This window comes from Actinoplanes hulinensis (genome assembly GCF_019429605.1).
In the GTDB taxonomy this organism is placed as follows: Bacteria; Actinomycetota; Actinomycetes; order Mycobacteriales; family Micromonosporaceae; genus Actinoplanes; species Actinoplanes campanulatus.
On sequence record NZ_JAHXZI010000028.1, the window covers coordinates 68,418 to 87,597 of the forward strand.

Annotated in this window: 10 protein-coding genes; 7 read left to right on the plus strand and 3 right to left on the minus strand. The window is 70.1% G+C overall.

The window, feature by feature from the left end; translation table 11 throughout:
- The first annotated feature begins 54 nt into the window (after positions 1-54).
- The 4 genes from KZ829_RS37890 (at position 55) to KZ829_RS37905 (ending at position 7,106) form a co-directional block, all read left to right on the plus strand.
- Entirely contained in the window at positions 55-3,423 is a 3,369-nt protein-coding gene (locus tag KZ829_RS37890; protein ID WP_220148650.1) for a DUF4132 domain-containing protein, read from the plus strand.
- A 400-nt stretch (positions 3,424-3,823) separates the two neighbouring features.
- A complete protein-coding gene (locus tag KZ829_RS37895) occupies positions 3,824-5,125 on the plus strand; it encodes an extracellular solute-binding protein (protein WP_220148651.1) in 1,302 nt (433 codons plus the stop codon).
- A gap of 66 nt (positions 5,126-5,191) precedes the next feature.
- Entirely contained in the window at positions 5,192-6,193 is a 1,002-nt protein-coding gene (locus tag KZ829_RS37900; protein ID WP_220148652.1) for a carbohydrate ABC transporter permease, read from the plus strand.
- 1 nt (position 6,194) lies between these two features.
- On the plus strand, positions 6,195-7,106 hold the full coding sequence (locus tag KZ829_RS37905) for a sugar ABC transporter permease (RefSeq protein ID WP_220148653.1): 912 nt from the start codon (positions 6,195-6,197) through the stop codon (positions 7,104-7,106).
- 125 nt (positions 7,107-7,231) lie between these two features.
- On the opposite strand, the gene KZ829_RS37910 is transcribed toward KZ829_RS37905, so the two are convergent.
- Entirely contained in the window at positions 7,232-8,275 is a 1,044-nt protein-coding gene (locus tag KZ829_RS37910; protein ID WP_220148654.1) for a LacI family DNA-binding transcriptional regulator, read from the minus strand.
- Positions 8,276-8,596: 321 nt separating this feature from the next.
- Between KZ829_RS37910 and pulA the strand changes: the two genes are divergently transcribed.
- On the plus strand, positions 8,597-13,972 hold the full coding sequence (gene pulA, locus KZ829_RS37915) for a pullulanase-type alpha-1,6-glucosidase (protein ID WP_308285836.1): 5,376 nt from the start codon (positions 8,597-8,599) through the stop codon (positions 13,970-13,972).
- A 117-nt stretch (positions 13,973-14,089) separates the two neighbouring features.
- Here pulA and KZ829_RS37920 read toward each other — a convergent pair whose 3' ends face one another.
- Positions 14,090-16,501 (minus strand): EAL domain-containing protein, encoded by a 2,412-nt coding sequence (locus KZ829_RS37920; protein WP_220148655.1) that lies wholly within the window; start codon positions 16,499-16,501, stop codon positions 14,090-14,092.
- A gap of 54 nt (positions 16,502-16,555) precedes the next feature.
- Complete coding sequence (locus tag KZ829_RS37925; RefSeq protein ID WP_220148656.1) at positions 16,556-17,434, minus strand: sulfite exporter TauE/SafE family protein; 879 nt, start codon at positions 17,432-17,434, stop codon at positions 16,556-16,558.
- 198 nt (positions 17,435-17,632) lie between these two features.
- Here KZ829_RS37925 and KZ829_RS37930 point away from each other — a divergent pair, with 198 nt between their 5' ends.
- On the plus strand, positions 17,633-18,349 hold the full coding sequence (locus KZ829_RS37930) for a histidine phosphatase family protein (protein WP_220148657.1): 717 nt from the start codon (positions 17,633-17,635) through the stop codon (positions 18,347-18,349).
- On the plus strand, positions 18,333-19,178 hold the full coding sequence (locus tag KZ829_RS37935) for an NAD(P)H-hydrate dehydratase (protein WP_220148658.1): 846 nt from the start codon (positions 18,333-18,335) through the stop codon (positions 19,176-19,178). Before KZ829_RS37930 ends, KZ829_RS37935 begins: the two co-directional genes overlap by 17 nt.
- The last annotated feature ends 2 nt before the right edge of the window (positions 19,179-19,180 follow it).

Genomic DNA, 19,180 nt, shown 5'->3' on the forward strand with positions numbered 1-19,180 from the left:
GAGCGGCATCGGCCGCTCCCGTTCCTGTCGTAGGTGGCCGGTACGGTGCCGTTCATGTCGTTCGATCTTCCCGAACCCTGGTCATCCCAGCTCCATCCGCGCCGGGGCGGAGCGGGCGTCCGTCCGGTCGTTCCGGATCCCCGTGCGCGTGAGGTGGTCGACGGGCAGATGCGGGAGCTGCCCGTCTTCATCCCCGGCGTGCTCGCCAGCGTGTTCACCGAACCGGCCCTGGCCGCCGCCGGCCGGGCGTGGCTCGACCGGGATCCGGCGGCGCCCGCCGAGGGCGCGGCCGTCGTCGCCCTCGCCGGCATCCATCTGGACTCCGACGAGCACGAGCGGCATCCCTGGTTCGCCGACCTCTGGCTGAGCGAGCGGGGCCTCCTTTTCGCCGCCGAGGCGGTCGTGGCGATGTTCTCGATGTTCGTGGTGGACGAGGGCGACGCACACCCGCTCCGCAAGATCCACCGGGACGGCACGGAGACCATGGGGGTGCGCCGTCGCCGCGTCGGCGAAGGCGGGACCTGGGCACTGTTCTCCGATCCCCACATGCTGATGCTGCTGCGGATCCGTGCGGCGCTGGCCGCCGCGTCGGCCGCCGTCCACGCGGAGACCGTTTCCGCTCTCGCCCCGCTGCGTGCTCTCGGCCCGCACGCGCGCTGCGCCACCTCGGTGCTGGTCCCGTCGCGGAGTGAGTGGGTGGCGGCGGACTGGGCCGAGGCGCTCGCCGAGCCCGACCGGTACGACGACCGGATCCGGTTCCTCCGTGACAAGAGCGACTTCTACCGGGCATCGCTGCTGTTGAACGCGATCGGCACCCCTGACCAGGCCGCTACCGCGCTGGCACTCCCCGAGGCGCTGGGGGCCGGATGGCCCGGCGGATATGCGACGCTCGTCGACGGTCTCGGGCCGGCCGCGGTCCCCCTGCTGCTGCGCAGGCTCGACGAGCTCACACCCCCGATGACCGAGCGGAGGAAGTTGATCGCTCTCCTCGCCGTCCTGCCCGACGACGCGGCGTTCGGCGGCCTGATCGACCGCGCCGCCCAGCAGGATGTGCGCCGGGCACTGATCGAGGCGACCGGCCGGTTTCCGGAGCGGGCGCTGCGGCTGCTCGCGGTCCCGGCCGGCAAGCCCGTGCTGAGCGATCTGCTCGCCGGCCGGGTGCGGGCCGACCCGGCGCTCGCCGAGCGGGTGGTGGCCGGGCTGACCGGCGCTCCGGCGGCCCGGATCCGGGAGTGCCTGGCGAGTGTGGACACCGTCGTGCCCGCCCCGCCGGAGGCGCTGCCGCCGCTGCTCGCCGACCCGCCGTGGCGCCGGCGGCGGGCGAGCCCACCCGTCGTTCTCGCCCTACCGGCACTCGATGCGCCGGACGGCGTGGTGTGGCGGTCCGGCGAACGGGAGGAGTGGCTGTCCACCCCAGCCGACCTGGTGGGGCCGGGAGACTGGGCGGGCGTCGCCGAGCGGCTGCGGCGTGGCGAGACGGTTGATCAACGTGTGGCTGCCGAGTTCTTCGTCAACGGTCCGGAGGAGACGGCCCGGTCCCTGCTCGCCGAGTGGAAGCCGGTGCCCACGCCGGGGTGCGGCGCCTGGATGCGGCGGATCGTCGCCCGGTTCGAGGTCGACGCGCTGCCGCCCCTGCGCCACCTGGCCCGCAATGACGGGGTCGAGGGCTGGGTGCTGATGCAACCGTTCACCGCCGCGGACGTCGCCTGGCGGATGCAGGCGCGCCCGTCCGACCGGAGCCGGCACGCCTCGCTGGCGCGGGCCTGGCTCGATCGGCATCCCGAGTTCGCCGCGCGCTATCTCCTGCCGCGCGCGTTCGGCCCGGACGGTCCCGCCCGGCGAGCGGCCCAGATCACGCTGGTGTCCATGGTCTCCGCCGGTCACACCGAGGCGATCCGATCGGTCGCCGCGTTTCACGGCCCGGAGGCCGCGGCCGCCGTCGAGGCGCTGATCGTCACCGAGCCGACGGAGATCCTGCCCGGCAAGCTCCCCGCCATCCCCAAGTGGTTCGACCCCGCCCTGCTGCCGCCGGTCCGCCTCCGGCGGCCGGCCGAGCCCGATGACGGGCCGGCTCTCGTCCTGCCGGCCGGTCTGCTGCGGGAGTTGGCGATGGTGTTCGCGCTGCACCAGCCGCCCACCGAGCCGTACCCGGGGGTGGAGATCGTCCAGGCGGCGTGCGAGCCGGCGGACCTCGCCCGGTTCGCGTGGGGGGTGTTCGACGCCTGGCTGGCCGCCGGCGCCAACGGCCGGCAGGGCTGGGCGCTGGACGCGCTGGGCCTGGTCGGCGACGACGAGGTCGTGCGGCGGCTCACCCCGCTGATCATGGAGTGGCCGGGGCAGAGCGGGCATGCCCGGGCGGTCACCGGCACCGGGATCCTCGCCGCGATCGGCACCGACGTCGCGTTGACACACCTCCAGCGCATCGTCGAGCGGTCCCGGTTCAACGGTCTCCGGGCCGCGGCCGAGCGGCAGGTCGCCCACGTCGCCGAGACGATGGGCCTCACCGCCGAGCAGCTCGCCGACCGCCTGGTCCCCGACCTCGGCCTGGACGGCGACGGCAGCCTGACCCTCGACTACGGTCCTCGGCGGTTCGTCGTCGGCTTCGACGAGGAGCTGAAGCCGTTCGTCGTGGACGGCGCCGGCAAGCGACTGAAGAACCTTCCCAAGCCGGGCGCCCGCGACGACGCCGAGCGGGCCACGGCGGCGTACCAGCGTTTCACCGCGCTCAAGAAGGAGGTGCGGGCGCTCGCCGCCGATCAGATCCGCCGTCTGGAGCGCGCCATGGTGACCGGCCGCCGCTGGCCGGAGGAGGAGTTCCGGCGTTACTACGCCGGGCATCCGCTGGTGCGCCACCTGACCCGGCGGCTGCTCTGGGGCCGGTACGACGGGTCCGGCGCCCTGATCGGCGGGTTCCGGGTGGCGGAGGACGGCACGTTGGCCGACGTGCGCGACGACGTCACCACGATCGCGGGTGACGAGACCATCGGTGTGGTCCATCCGGTCCACCTGGGTGCGGCGCTGCCACTGTGGTCGGAGGTCTTCACGGACTACCAGATCGTGCAGCCGTTCGCCCAGCTGGGCCGGGAGACCGCCGCCCTGACCCCGGCGGAGGCGGCCGGCTGCAAGATCACCCGCTTCCGGGGTCGCCGGGTGCCGACCGGCGCGGTGCTGGGCCTGGAGCGCCGCGGGTGGCGGCGGGAGCGACCGCTCGACGGTGGGGTGCAAATCCAGATCACGGTGTCGCCGATCGACGGGCTGGAGGTCGTTCTGGATCTCGACCCGGGCATCGCGGCCGGCGCCGTGGACCTCTTCCCGGAGCAGACGCTCGGCGAGCTGGGCTACCGCGGCCGGGTGGCCGCTCTCGGCGATCTCGATCCGGCGGTGGTGTCCGAGGTGCTCCGCGATCTGGAGTCGTTGACCTGACACCTGGTGGCCGGTGAAGGCGGTGACGCGCAGTATGCCCGTCACCGCCTTTTTACATGCCTGTCGTCTTTCTTGCCGGAGCGGACGGTCGCTCGTCGCCGTCCGGCATGGGCTTTCAGTTCATCGTGCAAGAAGTTGCATCGGAGGCATCCCCTTGTCCGTCTGCTGAGGCCGTCCTGACGGTGGATCCCTGTAACTGGCTTCCATGACCATCATGTTCCCCAAGCCGATCCGGTAGGTAACAGAACAGCAGCTAGAACCGCCTTCAACGCCCGCGATGTCGGGATCGTGCGGGTTCTTGCGAGCGGGCGTGTTGCAAGTTCGTTCGCAAGGGGTTTCTAAGCCCGAAACTTCTTGCTACCGTCCGGTCGAACCCCAGCAGGTATTCAAGGAGCGCAACATGCGTCGCATAAACAAGGGACTCGCCGCTCTCACCTCCGTCGCCCTCGCCTTCACGATCGCCGCCTGCGGCGAGGAGAAGTCGGGCTCCACGGAGACCAAGGCGGCCGACCCGGCTTCCCTGTCCGCTGAGCTCACGTGGTGGGACACCTCGGACGCGAAGAACGAGGGTCCGGCCTTCCAGGAGCTGATCGCGAACTTCAACAAGACGTACCCGAACGTCAAGATCAACTACCAGTCGGTGCCGTTCGCCGAGGCGCAGAACAAGTTCAAGACCGCCGCCGCCGCGAAGACCGGCGCGCCGGACATCCTCCGCGCCGAGGTCGCCTGGGTTCCCGAGTTCGCCTCCCTGGGTTACCTGTACTCGCTGGACGGCTCCGAGCTGCTCGCCGACGAGTCGGACTACCTGGCCGCCCCGATGGCGTCCAACAAGTTCGACGGCAAGACCTACGGCGTCCCGCAGGTCACCGACAGCCTCGCCCTGATGTACAACAAGGAGCTGGTGCAGAAGGCCGGCATCGAGGTCCCGAAGACCTGGGCCGAGCTGAAGACCGCGGCCCAGGCCGTCAAGAAGAAGACCGGCGTCGACGGCCTGTACGTCAACGCGGCCGGCTACTTCGCCCTGCCGTTCATGTACGGCGAGGGCGGTGACCTGGTCGACACCACGGGCAAGAAGATCGTGGTCAACTCCGAGCAGAACGTCGCCGGCCTCAACGTCGCGAAGGACCTGATCGCCAGCGGCGCCTCGGTCAAGCCGTCGGCCACCGACTCCTACGGCACGATGATGACCCTCTTCAAGGAGAAGAAGGTCGCCTTCATCGTCAACGGCCCGTGGGAGGTCAACAACATCAAGACCGCCCCGGCCTTCGGTGGCGTCGAGAACCTCGGCATCGCCCCGGTCCCGGCCGGTTCGGCGAAGGCCGGCGCCCCGATCGGTGGCCACAACTACGTGATCTGGTCCGGCGTTCCGCAGGAGAAGGCCGCCGCCGCCGTCGCGTTCGTCAAGTTCCTGAACTCCGCCGAGTCGCAGGCGTTCCTCGCCGGCAAGCTGGGCCTGCTGCCCACCCGCAAGTCGGCCTACGACGTCGCGTCGGTGAAGAGCAACGCGGTCGTCTCGGCCTTCAAGCCGGTCGCCGAGGCCGCCGTCAGCCGCCCGTGGATCCCGGAGGGTGGCCAGTTCTTCGGCCCGCTCGACCAGATGGCCACCGAGGTCCTGATCCAGAACAAGGACGCCAAGGCTTCGCTGGACGCCGTGGCCAACAAGTACAAGGCCGAGGTCGTCCCCTCGTACGCCACCAACTGACCGATTGAAGCAGGCGCCGGCCCTCCGAGGGCCGGCGCCCGCCGTCGTTCCCCTGGAGCACAGCTGATGAGCACTGTGACCGCCGACCCGGCGCCGGGCCGCGTCGGACTGCCGACCAAGTTGCGGCAGAGCTGGGACAAGAACTGGTCGGCGTGGGCGATGGTCATGCCCGTCGTCCTCGTCCTCGCGATTCTGATCTTCTATCCCCTGATCAACGGCTTCTGGATCTCGTTCACCAACCAGACCGAGGCCAACCAGCTCGCCGAGATCTGCACCAAGTCCATCACCGGTGGCGAGGTCTGCAAGGAGAACCCGAACGCCTGGTCGTTCGTGGGCCTGGACAACTACCTCAACGTCCTCACCGGCAAGGTCGGCGAGTTCTGGATGTGGACCGCCAACACCCTGGTGTGGACGGTGGTCGGGGTGGCCTTCCACTACGGTCTCGGCCTCGGCCTGGCCGTCATGATCAACCGGCAGATGCGGTTCCGCGGCCTCTACCGGGTGCTGCTCGTGCTGCCCTGGGCGGTCCCCGCGTTCGTCAGCGCCTTCGCCTGGAAGTTCCTCTTCAACGAGCGCTTCGGCGTGATCAACTCGATGCTCGGGTGGGTCGGCGTCGATCCGGTCGCCTGGTTCGACAGCCGCTGGACCTCGATGTTCACGGCCGTCGTCACCAACATCTGGCTCGGTGTCCCGTTCATGATGGTGGCTCTGCTCGGCGGTATGCAGAGCATCTCCGACGAGCTCTACGAGGCGGCCGAGATCGACGGGGCGACGGCGTGGCAGCGCTTCCGTGCGATCACCCTGCCCGGTCTGCGGCCGGTCAGCATGACGGTGATCCTGCTCGGCACCATCTGGACCTTCAACATGTTCCCGATCATCTTCCTGGTGACCGAGGGGCAGCCGGCGGGCCAGACCGAGATCCTGGTGACCGGAGCGTTCCGGGCGGCCTTCGAGGGTCTCCGCAACTACTCGCTCGCCTCCACCTACGGCGTGCTGATCCTCTCGATCCTGCTCGTCTTCTCGGTGTTCTACCGGCGGGTGCTGCGCAAGCAAGGCGAGGTTTGGTGACATGGCTCAGATGACGACCACTCCGCCGATCGCGGACGCCCCGGCGTCGCCGTCCGGGCCGGCCCGGGTCAACAAGCCGCGGCGCGGCCGGCGCAGCATCGCCGCCTCGATCGGGCTGCACGCCACCATGATCGTGGCGTCGCTCATCGCGATCGGCCCGATCGCCTGGGTGCTGCTCTCCTCGTTCAAGCCCGGGTACGCCGTGCAGAGCAGCGAGCTCACCCTGGTCAAGGACCCGACCCTGGCCAACTACGAGTACGTGCTGTTCGACACCAACTTCCCGATCTGGTTCCTCAACTCGGTGCTGGTGGCGGCGTTCACGATGCTCTTCGGCATCTTCTTCTCGGCCACCACGGGGTACGCCCTGTCCCGGTTCAACTTCCCGGGCCGCCGGTCGCTGATGATGGTCTTCCTGGTCACCCAGATGTTCCCGGTGGCCATCCTGATCGTGCCGATCTACACGATCATGGCGAACCTGGGCCTGATCAACACGCTGCCGTCGCTGGTCATCGCGTACCTGACGATCGCCGTGCCGTTCTGTGCCTGGATGCTCAAGGGCTACTTCGACTCGATCCCGAACTCGCTCGACGAGGCGGCGTCGCTGGACGGCTGCGGCCCGTTCCGTACCTTCTGGACGGTGATCCTGCCGCTGGCCCGCCCGGCGATCGCGGTGACCGGCTTCTACACCTTCCTCACCGCGTGGGGCGAGGTGGCCTACGCGTCGGCCTTCATCCAGACCGACAACAAGTTCACACTGGCCTACGGCATGCGCCAGTTCGTGCCCCAGTTCAATCCGCAGTGGGAATACCTGACCGCCGCGGCCATTCTGGTCACGATCCCGGCCGGAATCGTATTCCTCTTCGCCCAGAAGCATCTCGTCTCCGGCCTTACCGCCGGCGGCACGAAGGGCTGATTCGCAAAACGAATTCGTCCAGGCGTCTACCGATTCCGGTAGGCGCCTGGACGTCTTTCCCTCATCCGGGAGAACGCTCTCTCATCGTGCGGACGGCGGCCCGGGCGCTATCCGCACGATTTCGGTCAGGCGACGGTGACGGAAACCTCCGAACGCATCGGAGCGACCGCCGTCGAGTTACGGACCACCAACTCGGGATGGAAAAGGTACTCCGAGTGCGGCGCGCCGTGCCCGTTGATCTCGTCGACCAGGGAACGGACCGCGGCCACCGCCATGGCGGCGACCGGCTGGCGCAGCGTGGTCAGCGGCGGGTCGGTGAACGGGATCAGCGCCGAGTCGTCGAAGCCGATGACCGACACCTCCTCCGGAACCCGCAGGCCACGCCGCCGGGCGGCCCGGATCGCGCCCAGCGCCATCATGTCCGAGGCGCAGATGATGCCGGTCACGCCCTTGGCCAGCAGCCGGTCGGCGGCCACCTCGCCGCCCTCCACACCGAACAGGGTCAGCGAGATCAGCTCGTCCACCTCGGCGTCGCTCAGGCCCACCTCGCGCTTCATGGCGGTGCGGTAGCCCTCGAGCTTGCGCTGGGTGTTGATGAACCGGTTGGGGCCGGAGATCATGCCGATCCGGCGGTGCCCGAGCGCCACCAGGTGGGTGACCGCCAGCTCGCCGGCGACCCGGTCGTCACACGAGACGAACGGCGCCTCCAGCTCCTTCGCATAGCCGTTGACCAGCACGATCGGAAGCGGCCGGTCGAGCAGGCGCTGATAGCGGGAGCGGTCCGAGGTGGTGTCGGCGGCGAGCGAGGAGATGAAGACGATGCCGGAGACCTGCCGGTCGAGGAGCATCTCCACGTACTCGTCCTCGGTGACGCCGCCCGGCGACTGGGTGCAGAGCACCGGCGTGTAGCCGTGCTGCGCCAGGGTCGACTCGATCACCTGGGCGAAGGCCGGGAAGATCGGGTTGTCGAGCTCGGGGACGACCAGGCCGACGAGGCCGGCGCTGCGCTTGCGTAATCTTTCCGGTCGTTCATACCCCAGCACGTCGAGTGCGGTCAGAACCGCTTGCCGGGTTTCAGCCGAGACGCCGGGGCGGTCATTTATGACACGCGACACCGTCGCCTCACTGACCTGAGCCTGTTTGGCGATATCGGCCATTCGCGCACGCATGGTCCCACTCTAGTGGTCTGTTGTCTGCTCGGCATGGTCCTGAAAGGTCTTCCATTCGATGCAAGACCTTGCTAACGTCCCGGCAACAAGAGCGATACAAGTTGATCGTTCGATGAACGTGCCCCGGATCGCCGGGCCGTCCCATGATCACACTACGGAGTCGATCGGGCGGCGTCCACGCCGGGGTGGTGCCTGAAAATATATAACAGTCGATCCGATACCACCGAATCGGAAGGGTGCGCAGTGGCACCGAGAAAACCTTTACACCGCCGTCTGCGACTGGGCGCCGCGCTGCTCAGTCTGTTCCTCCCACTCGTTGCCGTGCCGGCCTCCGCCGCCGTCGCGGCTCCTTCCGTTCCCAGCGACGCGGTGATCGCGAAGTGGGGTTCGGACAACCCGTCCTCCGGTGAGCAGTTCTACTTCGTGCTCCCGGACCGGTTCGCCAACGGCGACGCCCGCAACGACAGGGGCGGGCTCTCCGGCGACCGGCTGTCGACCGGCTTCGACCCCGCCGACAAGGGCTTCTACCACGGTGGCGACCTCAAAGGCGTGATGGACCGGCTGGACTACATCCAGGGCCTCGGGACCACCGCGATCTGGCTCGCCCCGGTCTTCAAGAACCGTCCCGTGCAGGGCGCCGGCGCCGACGTGTCGGCCGGCTACCACGGCTACTGGATCACCGACTTCACCCAGGTCGACCCGCACTTCGGCACCAACGCGGACCTGAAGAGGCTGGTCAAGCTCGCGCACCAGCGGGGCATGAAGATCTACCTGGACATCATCGTCAACCACACCGCGGACGTCATCAGGTACGCGGAGAACACGAACACGTACGTCGACAAGGCCGACTCCCCGTACACCGACACCGACGGGCAGCCGTTCGAGGACCGCAACTACGCGACCTCCTCGACGTTCCCGGAGACCGACGCGACGTCGTACCCGTACACCCCGGTCTTCGGCAGCACCGCGGACCGGACCGTCAAGAAGCCGTCCTGGCTCAACGACGTGAACATGTACCACAACCGCGGCGACTCCACCTTCGCCGGCGAGAACAGCGAGTACGGCGACTTCGTCGGCCTCGACGACCTCTTCACCGAGCGTCCCGAGGTGGTCGAGGGCATGACCGAGATCTACTCGGACTGGATCGCCGACACCGGCATCGACGGCTACCGCCTGGACACCGTCAAGCACTCCAACATGGAGTTCTGGCAGCAGTGGGCGCCCGGCGTCGAGCGGGCCGCCAAGAAGGCCGGCAAGGACGACTTCTTCATGTTCGGCGAGGTCTACACCGCCGACCAGGAGATCCAGTCGACCTACGTGCGCGAGGGCAAGCTGCCGGCCACGCTGGACTTCTCCTTCCAGGAGGCGGCGCGCGGCTTCGTCACCGGCAACAGCGGCGCCGACGCGCTGTCCGCCCTGTACGCCAAGGACGACCTCTACACCGCCCGCAACACCGGCGCCGACCGGCTGCCCACCTTCCTCGGCAACCACGACATGGGCCGGATCGGCTCCTTCATCGCCGCCGCGGCGACCGCCGACACCCGGCTCAAGCGCGACCAGCTCGCCCACGAGCTGATGTTCCTGACCCGGGGCCAGCCGGTCGTCTACTCCGGCGACGAGCAGGGCTTCACCGGGCCGGGCGGCGACAAGGACGCCCGCCAGGACATGTACGCGAGCAAGAGCGCGGACTACCTGGACGACGACCTGATCGGCACCGACAGCACCCACGCGGTGGACAACTACGACACGTCGCACCCGGTCTACCAGACCATCGCGGCGCTCGCGAAGCTCCGCAAGGCGAACCCGGCGCTGGTCACCGGCGTCCAGATGACCCGGTACGCGGCCGAGGGCCAGGGCGTCTTCGCGGCGTCCCGCCTGGACAGGTCGAAGCGGGGTGAGTACGTGGTCGCGTCCAACAACGCCACCACCACGCAGACCGTCAGCTTCGCCACGTCCACGCCGAACGCCACGTTCACCGGGATCTACGGCGGCGCCACGGCGGTGACCTCGGACGCCACCGGCAAGATCACCATCACGGTGCCGGCGCTGTCCTCGGTCGTCCTCAAGGCCGGGAACGCGATCGCCGTACCCTCCGCCGCTCCGACCGTGAGCATCAGCGGCCCGAAGCCGGACGCCTCGGTCGCCACCCGCACCGAGATCGTCGCCGACGTCGTCGGCGACCCGCTGTCGACCGTGACCTTCGCGGCCCAGGCCGGAAACGGCGAATGGAAGCTGCTCGGCACCGCCGACCGGGCGCCCTACCGCGTCTACCACGACCTGACCGGGCTGGCCGGGGACACCCCGGTGCGGTACAAGGCAGTGGTGCGTGACAGCAGGGGACGGCTCGCGTCCTCGACCGTGGGCATCACCGTCGGCACCCCGGAGGCCACCTCCACCGCCGGCTACGCGGTCGTGCACTACCAGCGGCCGGACGGCGAGTACGACGACCAGAACCTGTACGTGTGGGGCGACATCGACCCGTCCATGTCCACCACCTGGCCCAACGGTCAGCAGTTCACCGGCGCCGACTCGTACGGCCGCTTCGCCTACGTGAAGCTCAAGCCGGGCGCGAAGAGCGTCGGGTTCGTCGTGGTCGACGACGACGGCGACAAGGACGTCGACGCGGACCGGAGCATCAACGTCGGCGACAACCCGGAGATCTGGGTCAAGCAGGGCGACGCCAAGGTCTACACCTCCCGGCAGGCCGCCACCGGCGAGCCCGACCCGGCGCAGGACACCACCAGGGCGGTCGTCCACTGGAAACGCGCCGACGGGAACTACGACGGCTGGGGCATGCACGTCTGGTCCGGCGCCGCGAACCCGACCGACTGGTCGAGCCCGCTGCTCCCGGCCCGGATCGACAGCTACGGCGCGGTCTTCGAGGTGCCGCTCGCGGCCGGGGCGACCTCGCTGAGCTACATCATCCACCGCGGCGACGAGAAGGACCTGCCGAGCGACCAGTCCCTCGACTTCGGCAAGGCCGGCCGTGAGGTCTGGCTGCTGGCCGGTCAGGAGACCCGCCTGCTGCCGCTGGTCAAGACCGCCGGCGGCGGTGGCGTGGCCGACGTGACCAAGTCCGCCGCGGTCTGGCTGGACCGGGGCACGATCGCCTGGAAGACCGGCACCGGCACCACTCTGGAGCCGGTCGGGGCGGGCACCGACGGCAAGGTCTACGACCTGGTCTGGTCGCCCACCGGCGGGATCGGCGTCAAGGACGGCGAGCTGACCGGGACGTACGAGACCGTGTCTCTCCAGGCACAGCGCAACGGTCTCACCGAGGCCCAGCGTGAGGCGTTCCCGCACCTCTGGCAGTACGGCGCGTTCCGTACCTCCAAAAAAGATCTCGCAGAGGTTCTCCAGAGCCAGATCGTGGTGACCGAACGCGACGCCGCAGGCAAGCTGCTCTCGGCCACCGGCGTCCAGCTCTCCGGCGTCCTCGACGACGTCTACGGCTCCGCGACCGGCGCCACCCTCGGCCCGGTCCTCAGCGGGAAGAAGGCGAGCGTCGCGGTGTGGGCGCCGACCGCCCGCAGCGTCGAGCTCGAGGTCTACGACACCGCCGGCCAGGTCTCCCCGGCTCTCGTGGCGCTGACCCGCGACGACCGCACCGGCGTCTGGTCCGGCCGCGGCGACTGGGCCGGTAGGTTCTACAAGTTCCGGGTCACCGCGTGGCAGCCGGCCGCGCAGAAGCTGGTCACGGCGTCGGTCACCGACCCGTACGCGGTCGCGCTGACCGCCGACTCCACCCGGAGCCGTTTCGTCAGCCTGTCCGACCCGGCGCTCGCGCCGGCCGGCTGGGCAGGACTCAGGAAGCCGGCGGCAACCGCTCCCGCGAAGATCCAGATCTCGGAGCTGTCGGTCCGGGACTTCTCGATCGCCGACGCGTCCGTGCCTGCCGAGAAGCGGGGCACCTTCAGCGCCTTCACCGTCGAGTCGGAGGGCACCAAGCACCTGAAGGAGCTGGCGAAGGCCGGGGTCACCCACCTGCACCTGCTCCCGGCGTTCGACTTCGCCACCATTCCGGAGAAGCGTGCCGACCAGCAGCAGCCCGCCTGTGACCTGGCGTCGCTGCCCGCCGACTCGGAGGAGCAGCAGGCCTGCATCGCCGCGGTGGCCGCCACCGACGGCTACAACTGGGGCTACGACCCGCTGCACTACACGGTTCCGGAGGGCGGCTACGCGGTGTCGCCCGACGACCGGACCAAGGAGTTCCGTTCCATGGTCGCCGGGGTCAACCAGGCCGGTCTGCGGGTGGTCATGGACGTCGTCTACAACCACACCTCGGCGGCCGGGACCGACGCCAAGTCGGTGCTCGACCAGATCGTGCCCGGTTACTACCACCGGCTGCTCGACGACGGCACCGTCGCCAACTCCACCTGCTGCTCCAACACCGCGCCGGAGAACGCGATGATGGGCAAGCTCGTGGTCGACTCGATCGTCACGTGGGCCAGGCAGTACAAGGTCGACGGGTTCCGCTTCGACCTGATGGGCCACCACCCGAAGGAGAACATCCTGGCGGTGCGCAAGGCCCTGGACAAGCTCACGCTGGCGAAGGACGGCGTCGACGGCAAGAACATCTACGTGTACGGCGAGGGCTGGAACTTCGGTGAGGTGGCGAACGACGCCCGCTTCATCCAGGCCACCCAGCTGAACATGGGCGGCACCGGGATCGGCGTGTTCAACGACCGGCTCCGGGACGCGGTCCGTGGCGGCGGCCCGTTCGACAACAACCCGCGTATCCAGGGCTTCGCGTCCGGCCTGGCCGGCGCCCCGAACGGCGACGCGGTCAACGGCACCGCGGCGGAGCAGAAGGCGCGCCTGCTGCACTACCAGGACCTGATCAAGGTCGGTCTGACCGGCAACCTGGCGGACTACACGTTCACCGACTCGTCCGGCGCGACCGTCAAGGGCTCGCAGGTCGACTACAACGGGGCGCCGGCCGGCTACACGGTCGACCCCGGTGAGTCGATCACCTACGTCGACGCGCACGACAACGAGATCCTGTACGACGCGCTGGCGTACAAGCTGCCCCAGGCCACCACGGCCGCGGACCGGGCACGGGCGCAGTCGGTGGCGCTGGCCACCACGGTGCTCGGGCAGGGTGCGGGCTTCGTGACCGCGGGCAGCGAGATCCTGCGCTCCAAGTCGCTGGACCGGAACTCGTTCAACTCGGGTGACTGGTTCAACCAGATCATCTGGGACTGCACGCGGGGCAACGGTTTCGGCCGGGGTCTGCCGCCCAAGGCGGACAACGAGTCGAAGTACGCCTACGCCAAGCCGCTGCTGGCCGACCCGGCCCTGGTGCCGGACTGCGCCTCGATGAACCTGTCCAACAACCTCTACCAGGAGCTGCTCAGGATCCGGAAGTCCAGCCCGGCGTTCGGTCTGGCCACCGGCTCGCAGGTGCGGCAGCGGGTGTCGTTCCCGCTGTCCGGCCTGAACGAGACCCCTGGCGTGATCACCATGACGATCGACGCCCGCGGCGTGGACCGTCAGTGGAAGTCGATCACGGTCGTCTTCAACGCCGGCACCACGGCGGCCACCCAGAAGGTGCCCGCGCTGGCCGGTAAGAAGGTCGCCCTCCACCCGGTGCAGCGGGCCTCGGCCGACCCGGTCACCCGTTCCGCGTCCTTCGCGGCGGCGACCGGCACGCTCACCGTCCCCGCACGGACCGTCTCGGTCTTCGTGCAGAGCTGACCCCCGGGTCGGCGCCGGTCCCCTTCCACCCTGGCGCCGACCCGGCTCAGCACCCGATCACGGCCACCGCTCACCCGCCTGCCCGGGTGGGCGGTGGCCGATTCCATTCCGGCCGGTTCAGCCGTTGAGGGCCGGGGTGGTGAGCCGTTCGTAGAGCTGGTGGGCCGGCTCCGGGCGGCCCAGGTGGTAGCCCTGCACGAACTTGCAGCCCATCGCCGTGAGCAGGTTCAGCTCCTCGGCGTCCTCGACGCCCTCGGCCACCACCCGCAGGCCGAGGGTGTGCCCGAGCTGCACGATGGCGCTGACCAGCTCCTGCTGGCGGCCGTTGCCGACCAGGCCGGTGATGAACGAGCGGTCGAGCTTCAGCACGTCGACCGGGATGTCGCGGAGGTAGCCGAGCGACGAGTAGCCGGTGCCGAAGTCGTCGATGGCGATCCGTACGCCGAGTTCGCGCAGTTCCTGGAGACGGGCCGAGGTGACCGCGACGTCACGCATCATCACCGTCTCGGTGAGCTCCAGGACCAGGCAGCGCGGGGAGAGCCCGGTGGTGGCCAGGGCGTACGCCACGTGGTCGGTGAGGTCGGGCAGGTCCAGGTGTGCGGCCGACAGGTTGACGCTGACCCAGGCGGGCGCGGTCCACGGGTTCTCCACCTGCCAGTGGCGCAGCGTCCGGCAGGCCTCGAGGAGGATCCACCGGTCGATCTCGATGATCATTCCGGTCTCCTCGGCGAGCGGGATGAACGAGCCCGGCTGCTGGAGCCCGCGCAACGGGTCCTGCCAGCGGACCAGCGCCTCGGCGCCGGCCACCTGACCCTCCTGCACCGCGTACACCGGTTGCAGGTGCAGCCGCAGCTCGCCGCGGTGCACCGCCTCGCGCAGCCGGTTCTCCTGGTCGAGCCGGGTGAGCAGCTGCTCGTGCATCCGGTTCTCGAACACCATGAACCGGTTCTTGCCCAGGTCCTTGGCGGCGTACATGGCGACATCGGCGTTGCGGACCACCTCGTCGGCGTCGGCGTAGCGGGCCGCGTCCGGGACCACGCCGACGCTGACCGTCACCACCGCCTCCCGCCCGTGCACCACGAAGGGCCGGGCGATGGCGTCCAGGCAGGCGCGGGCCAGACTCTCCACCACCGGCGGGGTGGCGCCCTCGAGCAGGACGGCGAACTCGTCGCCGCCGAGCCGGGCCACCGTGTCGTGCGGGCGCAGGACGGAGCTCAGCCGTTCCGCCGCGGTCCGCAGCAGCAGGTCGCCGGCGTTGTGCCCGAGGCTGTCGTTGACCCGTTTGAAACCGTCCAGGTCGAGGTAGAGCAGGGCGATGTGCTCGCCGGAGGACCGGGACCGGTTGAGCGCGTGGTCCAGCCGGTCGAGCAGCAGCTTGCGGTTGGGCAGCCCGGTGAGCCCGTCGTGCAGGGCCTGGTGGCGCAGGTCGTGTTCGAGGTCGCGCTGCCGGGTGACGTCGCGCAGCACGACGACCGCGCCGATCGGCCGGCCCGCCTTCTCCAGGGAGCTGACGTTGTACTCGACCCGGACCGAGGTGCCGTCCGGGCGCAGCAGGCGGCCCTCCCGGATGCCGCTGGTCAGCCCGTCGGCCGCCTCCGGGAAGAGCACGGTGGCCGCCCGCTGGAGCAGCCCGCCGGCGCCGAGGCCGGTGATCCGCCCGGCCGCGTCGTTGGCGAAGGTGATCCGCCCGGCCGGGTCGATGCCGCAGATGCCCTCGCCGGCGTTGGCCAGGATGCTGTCGGTGTACTCCTTGGCCAGGATCTCCCGGGCCGACAGCTCCAGCTGTTCGGCCATCGAGTTGAAGGCGCGGGCCAGCCGCCCGATCTCGTCGCGGCCGTCCGGCGGCACCCGCAGCGAGTAGTCCCCGGAACGGATGGTGCGGACCGCCGCGGTGAGCGAGGTGATCCGGCGGATCAGCGAACCGGACAGCCCGAAGCCGAGGGCCAGCACCAGCAGGATCACCACGGCGGAGCTGACCATGGTGATGATCTGGGACGTCCGGGTGGACGCCATCATCTGCTCGTAGATCGGGGTGTACTCGAGGATGACCGCGCCGATCCTCTTGCCGGCCTTGGTGTTCATCGGCACCACGACCTGCTTGATGCCGCCGGGGTAGTCGGCGCTGGTCTCGACGAAGACGCGGGACTCGCCGTCGTCGATCGTCCTGCCGACCTCGTCGCCGAGATCGTGGTCGAAGACCGACGCGACGTTCTCCTCGACGACGTCGCCGAGGATGTACTTGCCGGAGTCCACCACCACGGCGTCGCGGTGCTGGGTCGCGTGCATCCGCTGGAGGTAGTTGTCGAGTGCCTCGGGGCTGTAGTAGAGCGGCGCGATCACCTCGCCCTCGGTGTCGGCCGCGAGGCCCAGCGCGACGTCCATGGCGACGCCCCGAGCCAGCCGGGCGGCCTCCAGGGCGGCGGCCCGTTCGGCCGACACCGTGGTGCTCCGCCATCCGATCAGCGCGGTGGCCGCCACCATGAGAGCCACCAGGAGGTAACCCCCGAGCAGCTTCTGCCGTACGTTCATCCGCACTCCCCGAGACTCGACGCCGCCTCACATCGGCAGCCGCTCGGGGCGGGATTAGCTGATGCCGGCTTCTACCGGCTCCTTCTGCCGGGTCGTCCGGCCGTGCAGGCCGATGCCGACGGCCACCAGGATCGCCACGCCGGCGACCACCCCGACCACGAGGGTGGGCAGGTCGAACAGCTTGAGGGCGCTGGCCAGCAGCACGATCACCAGCGCGGACCGGACCAGCCCGCCGGGCGCCCGCGACGAGATCCGGGAGCCGAGCAGCACGCCCGGGATGGACCCGAGGATCACCGCGCCGGCGATGTCGAGCTGGAGGTCGCCGAAGAAGGCGTGGCCCAGTGCCGCGGCGGTGACCAGCGGCACCGCCTGGATGAGGTCGGTGCCGACCAGGTCGTTGGCGCGCAGCGTCGGGTAAAGGGCCAGCAGCGCCACGATGATCAGTGAGCCGGAGCCGACCGAGGTGAGGCCGACCACCAGGCCGCCCATGATCCCGATCAGCACGGTCGGAACAGGCTTGACGGTGATCGGGGCGACGGGGCGGTCCGCGTTGCGGCGCCCGGTCCAGGCCTTGAGCAGCATGCCGCCGGCGGCCAGCAGCAGCGCCACGCCGAGGGCGATCTTGACGGCGTGCTGGACGCTCTCGTCGCTGCCGAACATGTCCAGCAGCAGGACGCCGAGGAAGGCGGACGGGATGCTGCCGGCACACAGCCAGGCCACCAGCCGCCAGTTCACCGTGCCGCGGCGGGCGTGCACCCAGCCGCCGAACGGTTTCATGATCGCGCTGGCGGCCAGGTCGCTGGAGATGGCGGCGACCGGGTGCACGCCGAAGAGCAGGACGAGGATGGGCGTCATCAGGGCGCCACCGCCCATGCCGGTGAGCCCGACGATGATGCCGACTCCCAGGCCGGCGAGCACCATGATCGGATCCATGCGGCGCAGCCTGCCGGACCATCACCCTCCTTGTCTACTAAATCAGTTGAGTTTGTCGAGTTTCTCGCACGGCTGTCACCGGATCGATGCCGGATTCCGGCAGCGCGCGGAGCGGTCACCCGTCGGCGAGCTGTTTGTCCGCATTCAACCGTCTTGGCGAAGGGGGTAGCCCTGTCCGAAACCGGGTAAGGCCCCGGCATGCACCGATTGGACTGGCTCGCGGTCGTCCGGCACGGCCTCAGCACCGGCAACGTCACCGCTCAGAACGCCGAGGCCGGCGGCGCCGAGCTGATCGACATCCCGGAACGCGACGCCGACGTGCCGCTCGCCGCGGAGGGCCGGAAACAGGCCGAGGCGGTCGGCCACTGGCTGGCCGGGCAGCAACCGCGGCTCGCCGTGGTGTCGCCCTACCTGCGCACCCGGCAGACCGCGGAGATCGCGCTCGGCTCGATCCCGGCCGAGATCGTCGTCGACGAGCGGCTGCGCGACCGTGAGCTCGGTGTTCTCGACCTGCTCACGGCGCGCGGCGTACAGGCCCGGCTGCCCGGCGAGGCGCGCCGCCGGGAACGGCTCGGCAAGTTCTACTACCGGCCACCCGGCGGCGAGTCCTGGGCCGACGTGCTGCTGCGGCTGCGCGCCCTGCTGCGCGAGATCGGCGAGGACCACCCCGGCGGCCGGGTCGTGCTCCTCGCCCACGAGGCCACCGTGCTCATGGTGCGCTACCTGGCCGAGCGGCTCAGCGAGGCGGAGCTCATGGAGATCGCCCACGGCGCCACCATCGCCAACTGCTCGGTCAGCACCTGGGCCCGAACCGGCGACCGCCTGGAACCGGTCCTGTTCAACTCGGTCGAGCACCTGCGCCACCACGGCGCCCCGCCGACCCGGCAGGAGGACGTCAATGCCGAACCGGTCTGAGGAACAGGTCGTCACCCCCGCGCTCCTGCGGGACTGGCCCCTGCCGGATCCCCAGGGGGGCAAGGAGTCCCGCGGCACCGTGCTGGTCGTCGGTGGCGCCCGCTGCACCCCCGGCGCGGTCCTGCTGGCCGGGGTCGCGGCGCTGCGCGCGGGCGCAGGGCGGTTGCAGCTCGCGGTGGCCGCGGAGTCCGCCGTACCCCTGAGCATCGCGGTCCCGGAGGCCAAAGTGGTGGGTCTCGCGCCGGACGGTGCGCCCACCGACGAGATCCTCGAGCTGGCCGGCAGCGCGGACGTGATCGCCCTCGGGCCCGGCCTCGACGACGTCGACCACACCGTACGCCTGATGCGCGCCGTCCTGGCCCGGGCGCCCGAGGAGACCGCCCTGGTCCTCGACGCGTACGCCCTCGGCGCCCTCAGCAAGGAACCCGGCCTGCTCGACCGCCGCCGTGCCGTGCTCACCCCGAACCTGGTCGAGGCCGCCCACCTGCTCGGCCGCGAACCCGGCGACGATCTGGCCGCGGCCGCCCGCGAGCTGGCCGAACGCCATCACGCCGTGGTCTCGCTCTTCGGCCACATCGCCGCCCCGCAGGGCCCGGCCTGGCGTGAGGAGAGCGGCCACGCCGGCCTCGGCACCTCGGGCAGCGGCGACGTCCGCGCCGGCATCGTGGCCGGACTGCTCGGCCGCGGCGCCGATCCGGCGCAGGCCGCCTGCTGGGGCGCCTACGCGCACGCGGTCAGCGGCCTGCGCCTGGCTCCCCGGTACGGCCGGATCGGCTTCCTGGCCCGGGAGATCGTCGACGAGATCGCATCCACGATCGCCTCGGTCTGAGG

Coding starts and splice junctions, on each gene's coding strand:
- KZ829_RS37905 (WP_220148653.1), top strand. CDS start 6,195: ATGGCTCAGATGACGACCACTCCGCCGATCGCGGACGCCCCGGCGTCG.
- KZ829_RS37920 (WP_220148655.1), bottom strand. CDS start 16,501: ATGAACGTACGGCAGAAGCTGCTCGGGGGTTACCTCCTGGTGGCTCTC.
- KZ829_RS37895 (WP_220148651.1), top strand. CDS start 3,824: ATGCGTCGCATAAACAAGGGACTCGCCGCTCTCACCTCCGTCGCCCTC.
- KZ829_RS37935 (WP_220148658.1), top strand. CDS start 18,333: ATGCCGAACCGGTCTGAGGAACAGGTCGTCACCCCCGCGCTCCTGCGG.
- KZ829_RS37900 (WP_220148652.1), top strand. CDS start 5,192: ATGAGCACTGTGACCGCCGACCCGGCGCCGGGCCGCGTCGGACTGCCG.
- KZ829_RS37925 (WP_220148656.1), bottom strand. CDS start 17,434: ATGGATCCGATCATGGTGCTCGCCGGCCTGGGAGTCGGCATCATCGTC.
- KZ829_RS37930 (WP_220148657.1), top strand. CDS start 17,633: ATGCACCGATTGGACTGGCTCGCGGTCGTCCGGCACGGCCTCAGCACC.
- KZ829_RS37910 (WP_220148654.1), bottom strand. CDS start 8,275: ATGCGTGCGCGAATGGCCGATATCGCCAAACAGGCTCAGGTCAGTGAG.
- KZ829_RS37890 (WP_220148650.1), top strand. CDS start 55: ATGTCGTTCGATCTTCCCGAACCCTGGTCATCCCAGCTCCATCCGCGC.